Genomic DNA, 18,051 nt, shown 5'->3' on the forward strand with positions numbered 1-18,051 from the left:
GCCCGGCCTGCACCTCTCGGCCAGGGAGGCGTAGCCTTTATTTCCGCTGTCCATCACCTTGTGAAGCGGAAGAGGGCGGTTACCGCCGTGTCGTCTCAGTCCCCCAGTAACTCGAGCATCTCCACCGACCAAGACGGGCAGGGTCAGAACCCTGCTACCGCCTTCGGCGCCAATGAGTGGCTCGTCGACGAGATCTACCAGCAGTACCTCCAGGACCCGAATTCGGTCGATCGTGCCTGGTGGGACTTCTTCGCCGACTACAAGCCCGGCTCGACGGAGGCTCCCGCCGCCGCGCCGCAGGTGAGCCCCGCACAGGCCGCACCTGCCGCTCCGGCCGCCGCCGCACCGGCTGCCCCGGCTGCTCAGGCACCCGTCACGCCCGCCCCGGCCGCCACCCCGGCGCCGGCTCCGGCCCCGGCCCCGGCGAAGCCCGCCGCCGCCGCTCCGGCCCCCGCGCCCGCCGCCAAGGCGCCCGCACCCGCCGCGAAGCCCGCACCCGCCGGCGAGGCGCAGGCGCCGGCCGGCCCGGAGCTGATCACGCTGCGCGGCCCCTCCGCCGCCGTCGCGAAGAACATGAACGCCTCGCTGGAGGTGCCGACGGCCACGTCCGTCCGCGCCGTCCCGGTGAAGCTGCTCTTCGACAACCGGATCGTGATCAACAACCACCTGAAGCGCGCCCGGGGCGGGAAGATCTCCTTCACGCACCTCATCGGGTACGCCATGGTGCAGGCGATCAAGGCCATGCCGTCGATGAACTACTCCTTCGCGGAGAAGGACGGCAAGCCGACCCTGGTCAAGCCGGAGCACGTGAACTTCGGCCTCGCGATCGACCTGGTGAAGCCCAACGGCGACCGCCAGCTCGTCGTTGCCGGCATCAAGAAGGCCGAGACGCTGAACTTCTTCGAGTTCTGGCAGGCCTACGAGGACATCGTCAAGCGCGCCCGTGTCGGCAAGCTGACGATGGAGGACTTCACCGGCGTCACGGTCTCGCTGACCAACCCCGGCGGCCTCGGCACCGTCCACTCCGTGCCGCGCCTGATGCCCGGACAGTCCGTCATCATGGGCGTCGGCTCGATGGACTACCCGGCCGAGTTCCAGGGCACCTCCCAGGACACCCTGAACAAGCTGGGCATCTCCAAGGTCATGACCCTGACCTCGACGTACGACCACCGCGTCATCCAGGGTGCCGCCTCGGGCGAGTTCCTGCGGATCGTCGCGAACTACCTCCTCGGCGAGGAGGGCTTCTACGACGAGATCTTCAAGGCCCTGCGCATCCCCTACGAGCCGGTCCGCTGGCTCAAGGACATCGACGCCTCGCACGACGACGACGTCACCAAGGCCGCGCGGGTCTTCGAGCTGATCCACTCCTACCGGGTCCGCGGCCACGTCATGGCCGACACCGACCCGCTGGAGTACCGCCAGCGCAAGCACCCCGACCTGGACATCACCGAGCACGGCCTCACCCTGTGGGACCTGGAGCGCGAGTTCGCGGTCGGCGGCTTCGCCGGCAAGTCGATGATGAAGCTCCGCGACATCCTCGGCGTGCTCCGCGACTCGTACTGCCGCACCACCGGCGTCGAGTTCATGCACATCCAGGACCCGAAGCAGCGCAAGTGGATCCAGGACCGCGTCGAGCGCTCGCACTCCAAGCCGGAGCGCGAGGAGCAGCTGCGGATCCTGCGCCGCCTGAACGCGGCAGAGGCGTTCGAGACCTTCCTGCAGACCAAGTATGTCGGTCAGAAGCGGTTCTCGCTGGAGGGCGGCGAGTCCGTCATCCCGCTGCTCGACGCGGTCATCGACTCCGCCGCCGAGTCCCGCCTGGACGAGGTCGTCATCGGCATGGCCCACCGCGGCCGCCTGAACGTCCTCGCGAACATCGTGGGCAAGTCGTACGCGCAGATCTTCCGCGAGTTCGAGGGCAACCTCGACCCGAAGTCCATGCACGGCTCCGGCGACGTGAAGTACCACCTGGGCGCCGAGGGAACCTTCACCGGCCTGGACGGCGAGCAGATCAAGGTCTCGCTCACCGCCAACCCCTCGCACCTGGAGGCGGTCGACCCGGTCCTGGAGGGTGTCGTCCGCGCCAAGCAGGACGTCATCAACAAGGGCGGCACGGACTTCACCGTCCTGCCCGTCGCCCTGCACGGTGACGCGGCCTTCGCCGGCCAGGGTGTCGTCGCCGAGACGCTGAACATGTCACAGCTGCGCGGCTACCGCACCGGCGGCACGGTCCACATCGTCATCAACAACCAGGTCGGCTTCACCGCCGCCCCGGAGTCCTCGCGTTCCTCGATGTACGCGACCGACGTGGCCCGCATGATCGAGGCGCCGATCTTCCACGTGAACGGCGACGACCCGGAGGCCGTGGTCCGCGTCGCGCGGCTCGCCTTCGAGTTCCGCCAGACGTTCAACAAGGACGTCGTGATCGACCTCATCTGCTACCGCCGCCGCGGTCACAACGAGGGCGACAACCCGCAGTTCACCAACCCGCAGATGTACAACCTGATCGACAAGAAGCGCTCGGTGCGCAAGCTGTACACCGAGTCGCTGATCGGTCGTGGCGACATCACGCTGGAAGAGGCGGAGCAGGCGCTCCAGGACTTCCAGGGCCAGCTGGAGAAGGTCTTCGCGGAGGTCCGCGAGGCCACCTCGGCGCCGGCCCCGGCGCACAGCCCGGAGCCGCAGCCCGAGTTCCCGGTCGCCGTCTCCACCGCGGTCTCCCAGGAGGTCGTGAAGCGGATCGCCGAGTCGCAGGTCAACATCCCGGAGCGGATCACGGTCCACCCGCGTCTGATGCCGCAGATGCAGCGCCGCGCGGCCTCCATCGACGACGGCACCATCGACTGGGGCTTCGGCGAGACCCTCGCCATCGGCTCGCTGCTGATGGAGGGCACCCCGGTCCGGCTGTCCGGCCAGGACTCCCGCCGCGGCACCTTCGGTCAGCGGCACGCGGTCCTGGTGGACCAGGAGACCGGCGAGGACTACACCCCGCTGCTCTACCTGGCCGAGGACCAGGCCCACTACAACGTCTACGACTCGCTGCTCAGCGAGTACGCGGCGATGGGCTTCGAGTACGGCTACTCGCTGGCCCGCCCGGACTCCCTGGTCATCTGGGAGGCCCAGTTCGGTGACTTCGTCAACGGCGCGCAGACCGTCGTCGACGAGTTCATCTCCTCGGCCGAGCAGAAGTGGGGCCAGACCTCCGGCGTCACGCTGCTCCTGCCGCACGGCTACGAGGGCCAGGGCCCGGACCACTCGTCCGCGCGCCCGGAGCGCTTCCTCCAGATGTGCGCCCAGGACAACATGACGGTCGCGATGCCGACCCTGCCGTCGAACTACTTCCACCTGCTGCGCTGGCAGGTCCACAACCCGCACCACAAGCCGCTCATCGTCTTCACCCCGAAGTCGATGCTGCGTCTGAAGGCGGCGGCGTCGAAGGTGGAGGAGTTCACCACCGGTGGCTTCCGCCCGGTGATCGGCGACGCGTCGGTGAACGCGGCCGACGTCCGCAAGGTCGTCTTCTGCTCCGGCAAGGTCTACTACGACCTGGAGGCCGAGCGGCAGAAGCGCGGTGTCACGGACACGGCGATCATCCGTCTGGAGCGCCTGTACCCGCTGCCGGGTGCCGAGCTCCAGGCCGAGATCGCCAAGTACCCGAACGCCGAGAAGTACCTGTGGGCGCAGGAGGAGCCGGCGAACCAGGGTGCGTGGCCGTTCATCGCGCTGAACCTGATCGACCACCTGGACCTGGCGGTCGGCGCCGACATCCCGCACGGCGAGCGCCTGCGCCGGATCTCGCGTCCGCACTCCTCGTCCCCGGCGGTCGGCTCGGCCAAGCGTCACCAGGCCGAGCAGCAGCAGCTGGTCAACGAGGTCTTCGAGGCCTGATCCGCTGTTCCGGTACGCACGGAGGCCCGGCACCCCGCGAGGGGTGCCGGGCCTCCGGCGTTTCTCCCAGGTCTCCGTGGTTCCTCCCGGGCCTGACCGGGGTTCCTCCCGGGCCTAGCCGAGGTTCGCCTCGAAGTCCCAGTAGGGGCGGTTGCGCTGACGGGCGGAGAGGGTGTGGGGGTGCTGGGCGCCCAGCGTCCGGGTGAGGGAGAGCAGGGCTGCCTCCTCCAGCTTTCCGGCCTCCTCGACCTCCCGCAGGCCGCGCAGGTCGGTCGCGAGCGCGATCTGCGCGGAGAGGGTGAGCGGGTGCTCGTGCCCGAGGGCGTGCCGGGCCCGCCGCAGGATGTCCCGGCTGAGTTCGGCGGCGTCGGCGACCCGGCCGTTGAAGTTGCGGGCGGCGGTGGTGTTGAGCGCGCAGCCGAGGACCCAGGGGTGGTCGGGGCCCATGGAGGAGGTCAGACCGGCGAGCGCGGCCTCCAGGATGGCCAGGGCGTCGGCGCGTTCGCCGGACGCCTGCATGACGAGGGCGGTGTTGGCGAGGACTCCGGTGGCGACGGGGTGGGCGGGTCCGAGCAGCGAGCGGTAGGCGCCCTCGGCCTCGGTGACGAGCTCCCTCGCGTGGTCGAGGTCGCCGTGCTCGCGGAGGTAGTTGGCGTAGTTGTTGATGGCGGCGAGGGTGATGTAGTGGCCGCGACCGTGGACCTGCTCCAGCTGTTCGAGCAGGCTGGCCATCGTCGCGCCCAGGTCCTGCTGGAATCCGCCCTCGCGGCGCCGGCAGAGGGCCAGCTGGGTGCGGGCGTACAGGGTCTGCAGGTGCTGCGGCCCGAGGACCTGTACGTGCAGCCGGACGTTGGCCTCCTGGCGGGCGAGCGCCTCGCGGTACTGGCCGAGCAGCCGGAGGTCGTGGGCGAGGGCGTTGCTGGTGCTGAGGGTGTGGGCGTGGCGGGTGCCCAGGACGCGCTCGCAGCGGACCAGCGATTCCGCGTCGAGGTCGTGCGACTCCCGGTAGCGGCCGAGGGACCGCAGGACGACGCCGAGGTTGTGGCGGGCGACGAGGGTGGAGAACTCGGTGTCGCCGAGCAGCCGTTCCGCCTCCGAGAGCACTTGCCGCTGCAGCCGCTCCGCCTCCTGGTACTGGCCGAGGAACCGCAGGTCGCTGGCGATGGCGCTGCCGGAGAGCAGCGAGCCGTGCTCGTTGCGGGGCGAGGCGGCGTTCAGCCGCTCGCGCTGGGCGAGGTCGAGTTCGTAGGCCTCGCGGAACCGTCCGAACGAGCGCAGGACGTTGCCCTGTTGCGTGGTCAGGTCCAGCATCGGCTGGTCCAGCGGGTCCATGAAGGTGGACCACGCCTCCCGGATCCGCTCGGCGAGCTGGGCGCCGGCCCGGAACTCGCCGCTGCGGTAGCAGTAGCGCAGGCAGTTGAGGACGGCGGTCTGCACGCGGGGGTTCCGGCTGGTGAGCGCGCCGGACGGGCCGAGGTGCGGCAGGAGTTCGGCGTACCGGGGCCAGTGGCGGCTGTCCATCGGGTTGCCGGGATCGGCCTCGGCGAGCAGGGCGCGTACGGCCTTGCGGTGGGCCTGGCGGTGCTCGCCGTCGGTGAGGCGGGCGACGATGTCGTGGACGAGCCGGTGCATGTGCACGGACTCCTGGTGCGGCCCGACGTCGACGGTTGTCGCGGGGCCACGCGTCTCGCGGGTCAGCACCGAGTAGTTGACGAGGGTGTCCAGGGCGCGGGTCCAGGCGGGCAGGTCGCTCGCCATCCAGCGCAGGTCCTCGGGCAGCTCGGCCTGGGGGTAGGCGCGGACGAGGCCCAGGGGGATGCGGCCGGGGGCGAAGGAGGCGCACAGGCTGAGGACGTCGATGGCCTGCGGCTGGGAGCGCCGGAGCCGGTTGATCAGTATCGACCAGGAGGTGAGCGAGGCGTTGGGGTAGCCCTCTCCGGCCGAGGGCTCGTCCACGGTGGACAGCCGTCCGTCCCGGACCATGCGCAGGTACTCGGGGACCTCCATGCCCGACTCGCCGAGCCAGGCCGCGGCCTGCACGAGCGGCAGGGGCACGTCGCCGAACTCGGCGGCGACCTCGTCGGCCTGGGGCGCGGTGATGTGGGCGGCGCGGCGCATCAGATAGCCGGTGGACTCGGCGCGGTCGAAGCTGGGCACTTCGAGGACGTCGGTGTAGTCGCCCCATCCGCGGTTGCGCGAGGTGATGAGGACGTGTCCGGGTCCCTGGGGCAGCAGTACCTGGGCGCCGTCCGTGTCGTCCCAGCCGTCGAAGACGACGAGCCAGCGGGAGTGCGGGTCGCCGCGGCGCAGAGCCTCCCGTACGGCGCGGATGCGTTCGCCCGGCTCGTTGCCGCTGGGCAGTTGCAGTTCGGCGGCGAGTTCGCCGAACCGGTCGCGCTGGACGTTGCGGTCGTCGGAGTTGACCCACCAGACGACGTCGTAGTCGGGGCTGAAGCGGTGGGCGTACTCGGCGGCGATCTGGGTCTTGCCGATGCCGGACATGCCGAGGAGGGTGCAGGCCGCGTTGCCGCGCTCGGCGTCCATGAGCCGTTCCTGCAGTTCCGCGAGGAGGTCGTCCCGGCCGGTGAACCTCGGGTTCCGGCGCGGGATCTCACCCCAGATCTCGGGCGCGGTGTCGGGGTAGCGCGCCGATGAGCCGGGCAGGGCGCGGCGGCCGCCGGAGCGGCGGGGTTCGAGGCCGAGCCTGCTCAGGAGACGTGCTTCGGCCTCCTCCTCCCCGACGCCCCAGAGGCTGACGGGTTCGAGGACGGCGGTGGCGGGGAGCAGCGGCCGGTTGGTGAGGTTGACGGCGGCGAAGCGCTCGGCGTGGGCGGCGACGAAGCCGCGCAGGACGTCGTTCCACTCGCCGGCCGGGCGCGGTCCGAGTTCGAAGAACCAGTCGTTGAGGACGAGCAGCACCTGCCCGCGGGCGAGCAGCAGGTCGCTCAGGGAGTCCTCGAGAGGGACCTCGCGCGGCGGGTCCCAGCGTTGCAGCGTGGCACGCACGCCGTGGGCTTCGAGACGCTGGTTGATCCAGGCCGCCCAGGGCCGGTGGTAGCCGGGGAAGACCACCAGGACATGCTCGGGGGCGGCTCTGCCGCCGTGGTCCGCCGCTCCGCCGCCGACCGACCGCTGTTCCGCCATCTGTACGTCTCCCGTCCCGCTCACGCTCAACGCAGTGTCATGTGCCGTGGGCACAGTGTTACCCAGCGGCGCGGGGGGCCGCGCCGAGGCTCGCGTGATGCCGCCTCATTTGCTGGGCGAACTCCCGCCCCTCATTGGTCAGTTCATCGGATTCAAGCAGGATCGCCAGCGCCTCACCCACCTGATCGTGCATATGGTCGAACTGTTGCCCGGCACTGGACCGCCAGGGCCGGGGGACGGTCCGGGCGGTGGCAGCGCGCCGCCACAGGTCGGTCAGGGCCAGGTGGGCGTAGGCGCCTTGGAGCACGCCGCCGATGGGCCGGGCGTCCGGCCGCCAGCCGACCCGGTGCACGGCGGCCCTGCCCTGCCGGTACAGCGGTACGAGCTCGTGCAGGGTGGCGAGCTTGCTGTGATGGATCTCGTGGACGAGCGTCTCGGCCATGTCCTGCGCCCCGGCCGGCGGGGAGGTCAGGACGGCGCCGGGAGCCGACCGGAGGGTGGCCCCGAGGGACCGGGGGCCCTGGGGGACGAGCGGGACGACGGCGCGCAGGGCGCGCCGGACCTCGGCGGCCCGTCCCGGGTCGGTGTGGGCGAGCAGGGCCTGCGCGGCACGCCAGTGGGCGGACCAGGCAGCGGGGTCGGTGTCGGCGCGGTCGGCCGCGGTACGGGGCGGGGTGCCGACTCCGCCGGGCGGGACCCGGTACGGGTCGAGGTCGTCGAGGCGGGCGGTGGAGTCCGGCAGCGTGTGCAGACCGTGCCAGCCGGGCCCCCGGCCGACGAGGGTGCCGGCGCGCCGGTCGGTGAGCAGCAGGACGGTGGTGGCGGGGCCGGGGCCCTCGGGCTGGATGCGGGCGACCCGGGACCCGGCCCTGATCCGCAGGCGCCCGGAGCCCGCCGTCTGCCGGCCGACACCCGGCAGCGACAGCGTGCCGTCGGGGACCTCGACGGCGAGGTCGAGGGCGCAGTCCGCGCGGAGGGCCGCGGTGACGGCGAGCGCCTCCAGCCGGTCGAGGTGGCGGTCCAGGGCGGGGCCCACGGGCTCGGCGAGCGCGGCGGCCAGCCAGGCGCCCGTCATCGGGTAGTCGAGGACGTCACGGACGACGTCGGGGTGACGGCTCTCGGCCCGTTCGAGCAGGTGCCAGGAGCCCTCGAAGCGGCGGAACACGGCGGCGTCGACCGACTCCCGGTGCCGGTGGACGCGGACCAGGAGGGCCTTGAGCAGGAGCAGGCGGCGTGCGTGCAGGGCGGAACGGAGCAGGGCGACGTCGGCGGGCGCGGAGCGGGTGCGGGCCAGCTCCGTGAAGACCCCGGCGGGCAGCGGCGCGAAGCTCATTCCCGCCTCCCTCCGAAGCCCTGCGGCCTTCGGCGGGATCCGGCCGGAAACAGACGGTGGTCGCGGCACGGGTCAGGCCGCTTGGTCCCCCTGCCCCTCGCACCACGCGTCGACCAGTTCGGGGGAGCGCAGGAGCACACGCTCGACCGCGGCCGTGAGCTCGGGATCGTCCATGGCACGCAGAGTCCGCAGGTCCACGGCGGCGAGATCGGGCAGGTGCGGGGGCCGTCCGTTGTCACGGTCGACACCGGTCGCCCACTCCTTGTGCTCCGACACCCTCGGCTCCTCCCCACCGACGCCTGTCCCCCACGGTCGTAGCGGCGGAGCGGTTCTTCCCGACGCCAGGAAGTCAGAAACCCGTTCGACTCAACTGCGCCCATTCACGCCCCCGTTATTCAGCCGTTGGTCCGCGACACCCCTTTTACGCGGAGGTCACGGCACCGCCGGCACCGTCGGCCGCTCATCGGGCCGTCTCGCTCCACGCCCACCACGGCGGCGCGATCCGGCGGCGGTCCTCGCCGGAGAGCCGCGCCGGGAGCGGGCTCGGGTCCCTGCTCACCTCCGTCAGGAGCGCCCTGGTCCGTTCGACATCGCTCCAGTCCACCTCGACCAGCGCGGCCGTCAGCCGCTGCCACTGCCCGGCCGCGGCACGCAGTACCGTGCGGGCCCGCCCGTTCCTGCCCATCAGGAGCAGGACGGCTCCCTGCGCGTGCAGGGCGCGGGCACCGGTGATCGTGCCCGGGGTGTCGCCGCGGGCCGCTCGGGCGTCCTCCCATGACCTCTCGTACGCGGTGAGCGCGTCGCCCAGGCCGCCGTCCCGGGCGAACTCGCTCAACTCCAGTCTCACCCGTCCCAGTTGCAGCCACACCTCCGAGCGGAGCGCGATGTCGCGGGTCGTGCGGGCGGCCTGTTCCAGGAGGTGGCGTCCTTCGTACAGGTCGGGCAGGAACCCGGCCCGGTGGAAGCGCAGGGCCAGCACGCTGCCGATCAGGATCCGGGCGCGGGCGCGTTCCGGCGCCGCTGCCGGGAGGTGGGTGAGGGCCTCGCGCAGGACGCTCTCGGCCCGGTCGACCGGCGCCTGGCCCGGGGTGTGCACGGCGCGCCGCATCAGGGACTCGCCCCAGGACATCAGGATCCGGCCGCGCCGGCCGCTGTCGGCGGGGGCGAGCAGGGTGGCCTCCTCGTAGGCGGTGTCGGCGGCCGGTCCGTCGCCGGCCGTGTCGTGGAGCCGGGCGCGCGCCGTCGTCCAGCGCAGCCGGAGGGCGCCGCCGTCGCCGAGGTGTTCCCCGGCCCGGTCGAGTACGGGGGTGATCTCGGCCGGGTCGGCGCCAGCGAGGTGCAGGGCGTCGGCCAGGTCGAGGAGCGCGGGTCCGCTCTCCCGGAGGGAGAGCGCGGTGGTGAGTTCGGCCGCCGCGGCGGCGCCGTCGCCGCGTGCGAGGAGCAGGCGTCCGCGGCGCAGGTGCAGGGTGTGGTGGCCGGCCTCGGGCCAGTCCGGCACGTCCCCTTCGAGTACGGCGAGGGCGTCGTCGAGGTGGCGCCTGTCGGTGGTGTGGCGCCACAGCCCGTGGTGGACCACGGCCTGTTCGAGCCGGGCCTCGGCCCAGTCCGCGCCGCCCGGCTCGGCCAGGCCGCCGGCGCGCTCCAGTTCGGTCAGCGCGCGGGACAGCAGCTCGTGGCGGCGTTCGGTGCCCTGGACGGCGGCGGCGCCGGCCTCCGCGTACAGCACGCGTCCGAGCAGGATCCCGGCCTCGACGGGGTGCTCCGGCAGGGCGGCCTCGGCCTGTTGGCGGGCCCGTGCCAGCAGGGAGGGATCGGACTGGCCGCGCCCCTGGTCGAAGAGCCGCCGCGCCGCGGAGAGCGGATCGGGGGTGATCAGGTCGGGGTGGTAGAAGCGGAGCACGCGCGCGGGGATGCGGGCGAAGAGTTCGGGTTCCGTGCCGACCGGGCCGGTGGGCTCGTCGGTCTCCTCGATCGCCCCGGGCGCCGCCGGGTCGTCGTCGGAGGCGCGGCCCGCCAGCCTGGCCGCCGCCAGGGCGGGGAAGTTGCGCATGCCCTGGCCGAAATGGCGCTCCACGTACTCGGAACAGTGCTTGAGCACCAGCGCGGCGGCGCTGCGGTCCAGGGAGCCGAGGAGGTGCCGCTGGATGCCGGGCGGATAGCTGAAGCAGGGGTACGGGGCGGGGCCGGGCAGTTGTCGCAGGAGCCCGCTGAGCAGGACCTCGGCGAGCTCCATGGGGCCGGTGTCGGGCAGCATGGCGCGCTGCACCAGCTGCATGACGGGGAGCGCGAGCGGCGCGGCGGCGAGATGGACGGCGAGCCGCAGGGCCCCGGGCGAGGCACCGGCGGTGAAGGCGCGCAGCAGCTCCTCGTCGCTGCGGGGGGCGCGGTTGCGGCCGGTGGACGCGTTCGGTGCGGCCGCCGTGGACCTCCGTGGGGGCTCGGGGGCGATCATGGCCGCCCAGCCCCGGACCGCGCCCGAGCCGTGCCCGGCGTGCAGCCGCGCCCAGGAGGCGAAGGCCTCGGGTGTGGGCGTGAGCACGGGCACCGGGCGCGTGTCGGGGGCGAGCGGCTCCCAGGGCTCCTCGTCGGGCTGGAAGCCGGTGTGCCCGCCGGGGGACGCGGGGCGCAGCAGCAGGCCCGGTTCGACGGACAGCGCGGTACGGGGCCAGAGTCTCGGGGGCAGGGGCTGGACGAGGGCGAGCGGGGACTGCCGGGGCCACTGGTGGATGAGCCGCTGGGCCGCGCCCCGCTGCCACAGGGGGCCGACGCAGTCGCTGACGATCAGGGTGAGGCGGCGGCCGGTGGGGTCGTGGAGCTGGTCGCCGGGGCGCAGCCGGGGTCGTCCGTCCGCTCCCGAGGTGGTGGTGACCAGTGGGGCGCCCGCGCCGGTGTCGTACAGCCGGTGGACCTGGACGTCGCGGAAGGCGCCGGACTGCTGGCAGGCCTGGCGCAGCTCCTCCACCATGCGGGCCCAGACGACCATCGCGGGGCCGGTGTCCATGAGGAGCTGGATGTCGGGGCGGCGGCCCGCGGCGGGGCGCAGGACGGGGGTGAGGATGCCCGCGGCGGCGCTGCGCTCGGCGGTCGCCTCCTCGTCGAGGAGACCTTCGCCGGGCCGGAGCGGGAAGTGCGCGTAGTGCCGCAGGGGGCGGAGCGCCTTCTGGAGGCCGAGCAGGCCGGGCAGGGCGTTCGCGCCGGGCGCGCGGACGGGCAGGGCTCTGCTCCGTTCCGTGCGGGCGCCGCCGGGGTCCCGGGCGCGGACGTACAGGGAGAGGCCGACGGTGTCGGAGGCGCGTCCGGGGCCGGCCGCGTCCTCGCCGGTACGCCCGTCTGGGTCCGCCTCGTGCCGCCCGGGGACGCGCTCGCCGCCGATCCGTGGGTCGTGGTCCGTACGGAGACCCGTGTCCGTCGGGGGATCGGGGGCGGCGCCGATGGCCGGATCTCGTCCCTCGTCGGGGGACCGGTCCGCCGTGGGGTTCTCCGCCGGGCCGTTCCCGGGGCCTTCGGGCGGGCCGCCCGCCGTTCCGTCCTCCGGGCCGCGGGGAGAGCGCGGCAGCCACTGGGCGAGCCAGACGGCGTCCGCGACCTCCTCGGCAGTGGGGTCCTGGCCGCTGGCCCGCAGTCTGCGGGTGAGCTCTTCCAGATGCATCCGGTGCATCCGGCCATCACCTCGGCTGATCGAGCGGCTGCATGAGCATGTCCGCGATGCGTTCCCGGGTCACCCGCTCGGTGCGCGGGGCGTGCTGGGTCAGGTAGATGGCGTTCAGGAGCTGGTCGGTGGCGATGACCTCGCCGGGTTCGCGGTTCAGGAAGCGGCTGACCAGGCCCTCCTGGCCGGCCACCGCGTCCGGCCCGAGATGCGCCTCGATCATGGCGCCCAGCTGCTCCTCGCCCGGCGGTTCCAGCTCCAGGCGGATGCAGCGGCGCAACAGGGCGGCGGGGAAGTCCCGTTCGCCGTTGGAGGTGAGCACGATGAACGGGAAGGTGGTGCAGCGGATCCGTCCGCCCTGGACGGGGACCTTGCGCCCGTCGTCGTTGAGCACCTCGACCACCGGCTCGCGGTCGGCCAGCCGCTCCAGCTCCGGGATGGCGAACTCGCCTTCCTCCAGAGCGTTCAGCAGGTCGTTCGGCAGGTCCAGGTCGCTCTTGTCGAGCTCGTCGATGAGCAGGACGCGCGGCTGCTCGGAGGGGAGCAGCGCGGTGCCGAGCGGTCCGAGCCGGATGTACGAGCCGATGCCCGCCGGTGTCGCGGCGGGCACGGTCGACCCGGCCTGGGCGCGCTCCAGCTGGACGTCCTGGAGGCGGCCGATGGCGTCGTAGCGGTAGAGCCCGTCCTGGAGGGTGGAGCGGCTGACGATAGGCCAGCGCAGCACGCGTCCCAGGCCCAGCTCATGGGCCACGGCGTGGGCGAGGGTGGACTTTCCGGTCCCGGGGTTGCCGGTGACGAGGAGCGGCCGGCGCAGATAGAGCGCCGCGTTGACTGCGTCGGTCTCGGCGGGCCGGGGGTGGTGGTTCTGGACCAGTCGGCGGCGCACGCCGAGCCGCCGGTCGGAGCCGGCCAGGGTGTCGTCCGCGCCACCGGCCGAGAAGTCGCGCCAGGGCGGCGGGGCGGGCAACCGCCGTATCTCGTCGTGCGGGTGGCCGGCACCACGGTAGATCCGCCAATCGTTCACGATGAACTCCTCCTGGCTGCGGTGGCGTGGCCCGGCACGTCGAAAATACCGCCCGCCCCCGAGGGCTGCCGACGCCCAAACCGGACAATTGTCCCGGCGGTCGGCGGCGTCACCAGTCCTCCTCGCCGAGCATCGGCGGGCCCTGGAGCGGATCCTCGTGCGGCGGACGGTCGGGGGGATCGAACAGGACGGCGAGATGGGCGGCCCACGCGTGCTCGGAACGGACCGCCGGACCGGCGCCCTCGCTATCCGCGCCGGGGGCCGGGGTCAGGTCGGGGGCCGGGGTGGCGTCGGGGTGCGGGTCCGGGCGCGGGGCCGGGGTGGCGTCGGGGTGCGGGTCCGGGTGGAGGGCCGCCGTCGCGTCGGGGTATTGGGGCGCGTCCACGGTGTACGGGGTCAGGGTGAGGCCGGGGTCCGTCCCGGGGTCCGCGCCGAGGTCCGTGTACGCGTCGACGCCCGCGTCCAGGTACGCGTCGGCTTCCGCGTCGGCGTCGGCGGCCACCCGCCTGCGCAGTGAGATGACCGGGGCGTGCAGTCCCTCGGCCGTTCCGGCCTTGATGAGCAGCCGGTCCGCCCGGTCGTGGAACTCGGCGCAGTCCGTGTGGTCGAGGGCGCCGCTGCGCCACAGGGCGATGGGGTGGCCGGCGGCGAGCGCGGCGGCCATGGCCTTGAGCCCGTCCCCGCTGCCCACGGGACCGCAGTAGACGGGCACCGAGCCGTCCTCGGCCTCGGAGAGCCGGACCCAGGTCTGCCGCGGGGACTCCCGGCGGATGCGTGCGGCGTGCCCGTGCGCCTCCCGTCCCGGCGCCAGTGTCTCGGCGCGCAGCGGCACCGCCCTGAGCGGTCCGAGGCCGGCCGTGCGCCATCGCTGGTGCCACTCGGGGGCCGGCGGGCGCGCGTGGCGGCCGGCGTCCCGTATGACGACGATCCGGCGGTGGCCGAGGGGCAGGGAGCGTTCGTCGAAGAGCTCGTCGTCGGGCGAGAGCCGCCAGGTGTCGAGGGGTTCGTCGAAGAGTTCACGCGGCAGCAGCGCCTCGACGGCCGCCAGGTGCTCCCCTCGGTCGCCCCTCGCCAGCGCGTCCGCGAGCGGCTCGCGCAGGGTGTCCCGGAGCCGCTCGCGTTCGACCCCCTCGTCGTCCCCGTGCAGGGGGGTGATCGTGCGCCCGTCGAAGAGCAGCTTCACCCGCCAGGGGAATCGCCGGCCGTAGCGCGGGGTGTCGATCTCGACGAGGACGTCGGCGCGCGAGCCGGGATCCCGGGCCGCACGAGCCGCGCCGGTACGGCCGGCGGTGCGCCCGGCCGCGAGCGTCGCGGCGATGGTCTGGCGGACGACGAGCGGTGTCTCGGCCGCCGCGTCGGTGAGCCAGGCGGACAGGGCGCGGACCGCCGCGCTGTCGCCGTGCCGTTCCCTGACGTGCCGGGCGACCTTCGCCGCGTACACGTACACGGCGTCGAGCCCGAGGTCGGAGGCCGTCTCCCGGTTCGGCTCGTGGAGTTCGTGGAGCAGCCCGACGCCCTCGCGCCAGGTGTGGGGGGCGACTTCGAGCACGGGCCGGAGGTCGTGGCCCACCGTCAGCCTCCGGGCCTCGTCGACGAGGTGGAGCACGTCGCCGGGGCCGGTGGGCGGGGGCAGTTCCGCGAGCCGGCCGTACAGATGGATGCGGCGGCCGGGGTCGAGGCCCAGGAGGGTGGGGGGACGGTGGCGGAGCTGCGCCCTGGTCCAGTCGGGCTCGCCGGAGAGGGAGCGGTAGCGGGCGAGGTGGTGGCGGTCGTGGTCCCGCATGACCTCGGTGAGCACCTCCCCGCCCCGGGCCCGGCGGAGCAGCCGGAGCGAGGTGATGGGGACGGCGGCGCCCTCGTCCGCGCCGCGCCCCTTGTTGAGACCGATGACGACGGCGCGGTCCAGGTCCACCACCGGCCCGCCGGAGAGCCCCTCCACGGGCTGCGTCCCGCGCATCAGAAGGGCCTCGCCGTCGATGCCGTGGATCTCCCCGACGGCGTCGCGGATCCCGAGCCGGCCGGTCTGCCGGGACCAGCCGTAGAGCGCGACCGGGACGGGCTCGGCGATGACGGGCGTGCGCTCGCTGAGCCGTACGCAGCTCGCGTCCAGGGCATCGGGGACGCGGACGAGCGCGAGGTCGGGGAAGTCCCAGCGGTCGAGCCGCTGCTCGGGCGCGGCGGGGCGCGGGCAGGCCAGGACGACCTCGCCGGTCGTCACGCCGCCGTCCCGGACGATGCCGACGGCCCGCTCGCCCTTCCACACCGCGCTTCCCCCCTTTGCCACGACATGGGCGCAGGTCAGCACCCAGCCGGGGGCGATGAAGAAGCCGGTGCCCCAGTACCGGTCGCCGAGCGGGTCATACCCGTCACCGGGAGCCGCGATGCGTACCAGCGCGGGGCGCACGAGGGATTCGAAGGCGCTCATACGGCGCCATCGGCCGCCGGGCGGTGACGCGGTCCGGTGTCGGGGGCCGGCGCGGGGCCGGGCACCGGGGCCGGGGCCGCGGCGCCCTCGGCAGCGGGCTCGGCCGGGTCGGCCGGCGGGCCGGGTTCGGTCCAGGTCAGGGACACCGAGATCGACGCCGTGCCGCCGCCGTCCGCGAGCACGCCGATCACCTTGCCGGCCTGCGCGGAGAGTTCGATGCCGAAGCTGACGGCGACCTCGACCGGCGCCTGGGGGTCGAGTCCGGCCCGCAGCGAGCCGACCACCCCGCGGACGACGTCGGTGAGCCCACCGGCCATGGAGACGACCCGGTCGCCGATGCCGGTGTCCTGGAAACCGCTGCCCCTGTCGAGTTCCTCCGGCTCGCTGATCCGCGCCCAGACGGGCGTTCCGTCGTCCAGCCGTATACGAGCGATCCCGTGCGTCACAGCGGCCCCCCGATCCCCGAAACGATGATGAAGAAGGCTAATCGCCCCCACCGACAAGCGCGAGGGTCCCGTCAGGACCACGGCCTATCCTGATCGCATGTATTTCACTGACCGTGGCATCGAGGAACTGGAGAAGCGGCGCGGCGAGGAGGAGGTCTCCTTCGAGTGGCTCGCCGAGCAGTTGCGTACGTTCGTCGACCTGAACCCCGACTTCGAGGTGCCGGTCGAGCGCCTCGCGACCTGGCTGGCCCGTCTGGACGACGAGGACGACGAGGAGTGACGCGTCACGACTGACGCACGGCCCGTTCCCGGGTCACCGGCCGCGCAGGCGGTCGTAGGCGAGCCCCAGGGCGCCGTGCGCGACGAGCAGCGCCCCGGCCGCCGTCCAGCCTCCGCTGCGGCGGCCGATGCCCCAGGCGAGCAGCGGTACGCCCGCTCCGAACTGGACCGCGCCGAGGAGCCGGGCCCTGGGACCGCGCAGGTAGGGGCCGAATCGGCCGACCTCCACCGCGTCGAGCTCGGCGCGTACGGCGTCGCGCCAGCCGGACCATTCGAGCTGTTCGGCCCCATGGGCCTCGGCGACGGAGCGGAGCCGGTCGGCGCTCTCTCCGGGGGTGAGCCCGACGGGCAGATCGAGGCCCACGCGCGCGAGGACGGCGGTGAGACCGATGAGCCGGGCGGGCGCGTCGGCGTCCTTGTCGGGTTCGGTGAGGGGCTCCAGGGCCTGCGTGTCCAGGACGGGGTCGAGGGCGAGCCGGGCCGCGAAGGTGCGCATGGCCTCGTCCTCACCGGCCGGGGTGCCGTCGGCGAGCCAGGTGTAGCCGACGGTACGGCGGAAGCCGGCGGCCAGGATGAAACCGGCCCGGTCCGCGTCCCACCAGAGCGCGAGGACGGGCCAGGTGGCGGCGGAGACGGCCAGCGCGGTGGCCCAGCCGGTGACGACCCGGTCGACGGGTTCACCGCCGTGGAGCCAGGGCTTCCCCTCCGGGACGAGGACGCTCCATTCGGTTCCGGCCGGAGCGAGGAGCAGCTGCTCCCTCAGCAGCTGTGCCGGTGGGCGGACCGCCGCCGGCTCGGCGCGGCAGAGCAGCAGCGCCCCGACGGAACGGGGCCCGGATGTCGCGTTCATGGCCCATACGCTAGGTCAATTTGTCCATGTATGAAGCGGAATGCCGCCGCGCGCCCCCGGAGATCGGGGTTGACTTCCCTCCTCCGCGATATATCGTGTCCAGCAGTAGACGCGATATGTTGCGTCACCGATGCGGGAGGTCAGCACGATGACAGAGTGGTCCGTGGCCGAGCCGACGAAACTCACGCTGACCGAGCCCGTGACGCGCCTGCGGGTGCGCGTCGTCGGAGGCACGGTGAACGTCGTGGGCACCGACGAGCCGACCGCCCGCCTGGAGGTCTCCGCCCTCGACGGCCCGCCGCTGGTCGTGACGCAGGAGGGGTCGACCCTGACGGTCACCTATGAGGACCTGCAGTGGAAGGGCCTCCTCAAGTGGTTCGACCGCGTGGGGCAGCGTCGCCACGCGGTGGTCTCGGTGGCCGTGCCGGCCGGCGCGGACGTCGAGGTGGGCGTGGTCGGCGCCGGCGCGGTGATCTCCGGCATCAAGGGGCGTACGGACGTCCGGGGTGTCACGGGCGACACCACGCTCGTCGGGCTCTCCGGCCCGGTCCGCGCCGAGACGGTCTCCGGCAGCCTGGAGGCCCAGTCCGTCACCGGGGCGCTGCGTGTGAACTCCGTGACCGGTGACGTGACGGTCATCGAGGGCGCGGGCGCCTCCGTGAAGGCCGACACGGTCAGCGGCGACATGGTGATCGACCTCGACGCCGCCGACCTGGACGGCCCGCCCGCCGACATCCGGCTGACCAGCGTCTCCGGCGAGGTCGCCATCCGTCTTCCGCACCCGACGGACGCCCGGATCGAGGCGAACACCGCGAGCGGCTCCCTCTCCAACGCCTTCGACGACCTGCGGGTCGCCGGACAGTGGGGCGCCAAGAGCATCACCGGCACGCTCGGGGCCGGCCGCGGCACGCTGAGGGCGTCGACGGTCTCCGGCTCCATCGCTCTCCTCCGCCGCCCGGACCCGGCCGCGTCCGACGACTTCGAAGCCGCCACCTCCGGAAAGGTGCTGTGAC

General features: G+C 73.4%; 11 protein-coding genes. 3 read left to right on the forward strand and 8 right to left on the reverse strand.

Annotated features, from left to right (window positions below; translation table 11 throughout):
• Positions 1–87: 87 nt before the first annotated feature.
• Entirely contained in the window at positions 88–3,888 is a 3,801-nt protein-coding gene (locus ACZ4VW_RS01225) for a multifunctional oxoglutarate decarboxylase/oxoglutarate dehydrogenase thiamine pyrophosphate-binding subunit/dihydrolipoyllysine-residue succinyltransferase subunit (RefSeq protein ID WP_467957123.1), read from the forward strand.
• A 114-nt stretch (positions 3,889–4,002) separates the two neighbouring features.
• On the opposite strand, the gene fxsT is transcribed toward ACZ4VW_RS01225, so the two are convergent.
• From fxsT to ACZ4VW_RS01260, 7 genes are all read right to left on the reverse strand, one after another.
• Complete coding sequence (gene fxsT, locus ACZ4VW_RS01230) at positions 4,003–7,032, reverse strand: FxSxx-COOH system tetratricopeptide repeat protein (protein ID WP_467957124.1); 3,030 nt, start codon at positions 7,030–7,032, stop codon at positions 4,003–4,005.
• 58 nt (positions 7,033–7,090) lie between these two features.
• Complete coding sequence (locus tag ACZ4VW_RS01235) at positions 7,091–8,365, reverse strand: aKG-HExxH-type peptide beta-hydroxylase (RefSeq protein WP_467957126.1); 1,275 nt, start codon at positions 8,363–8,365, stop codon at positions 7,091–7,093.
• Positions 8,366–8,437: 72 nt separating this feature from the next.
• Positions 8,438–8,641, reverse strand: a complete 204-nt coding sequence (locus ACZ4VW_RS01240) for a hypothetical protein (RefSeq protein ID WP_467957128.1) — start codon at positions 8,639–8,641, stop codon at positions 8,438–8,440.
• Between the two features lie 184 nt (positions 8,642–8,825).
• Positions 8,826–12,023 (reverse strand): SAV_2336 N-terminal domain-related protein, encoded by a 3,198-nt coding sequence (locus ACZ4VW_RS01245; RefSeq protein WP_467957130.1) that lies wholly within the window; start codon positions 12,021–12,023, stop codon positions 8,826–8,828.
• Positions 12,024–12,030: 7 nt separating this feature from the next.
• On the reverse strand, positions 12,031–13,038 hold the full coding sequence (locus ACZ4VW_RS01250) for an AAA family ATPase (RefSeq protein WP_467957132.1): 1,008 nt from the start codon (positions 13,036–13,038) through the stop codon (positions 12,031–12,033).
• 109 nt (positions 13,039–13,147) lie between these two features.
• Entirely contained in the window at positions 13,148–15,463 is a 2,316-nt protein-coding gene (locus tag ACZ4VW_RS01255; protein ID WP_467957134.1) for a VMAP-C domain-containing protein, read from the reverse strand.
• Complete coding sequence (locus ACZ4VW_RS01260) at positions 15,460–15,909, reverse strand: CU044_2847 family protein (protein ID WP_467957136.1); 450 nt, start codon at positions 15,907–15,909, stop codon at positions 15,460–15,462. Before ACZ4VW_RS01260 ends, ACZ4VW_RS01255 begins: the two co-directional genes overlap by 4 nt.
• A gap of 97 nt (positions 15,910–16,006) precedes the next feature.
• On the opposite strand from ACZ4VW_RS01260, the gene ACZ4VW_RS01265 reads away from it, so the two are divergent.
• Complete coding sequence (locus tag ACZ4VW_RS01265) at positions 16,007–16,189, forward strand: DUF6104 family protein (protein WP_361850514.1); 183 nt, start codon at positions 16,007–16,009, stop codon at positions 16,187–16,189.
• Positions 16,190–16,222: 33 nt separating this feature from the next.
• Here ACZ4VW_RS01265 and ACZ4VW_RS01270 read toward each other — a convergent pair whose 3' ends face one another.
• Positions 16,223–17,038 (reverse strand): hypothetical protein, encoded by an 816-nt coding sequence (locus ACZ4VW_RS01270; protein ID WP_467957138.1) that lies wholly within the window; start codon positions 17,036–17,038, stop codon positions 16,223–16,225.
• A gap of 148 nt (positions 17,039–17,186) precedes the next feature.
• On the opposite strand from ACZ4VW_RS01270, the gene ACZ4VW_RS01275 reads away from it, so the two are divergent.
• Entirely contained in the window at positions 17,187–18,050 is an 864-nt protein-coding gene (locus tag ACZ4VW_RS01275; protein WP_467957140.1) for a DUF4097 family beta strand repeat-containing protein, read from the forward strand.
• Position 18,051 lies beyond the last annotated feature (1 nt).

This window comes from Streptomyces sp. NPDC029139 (assembly GCF_055564335.1).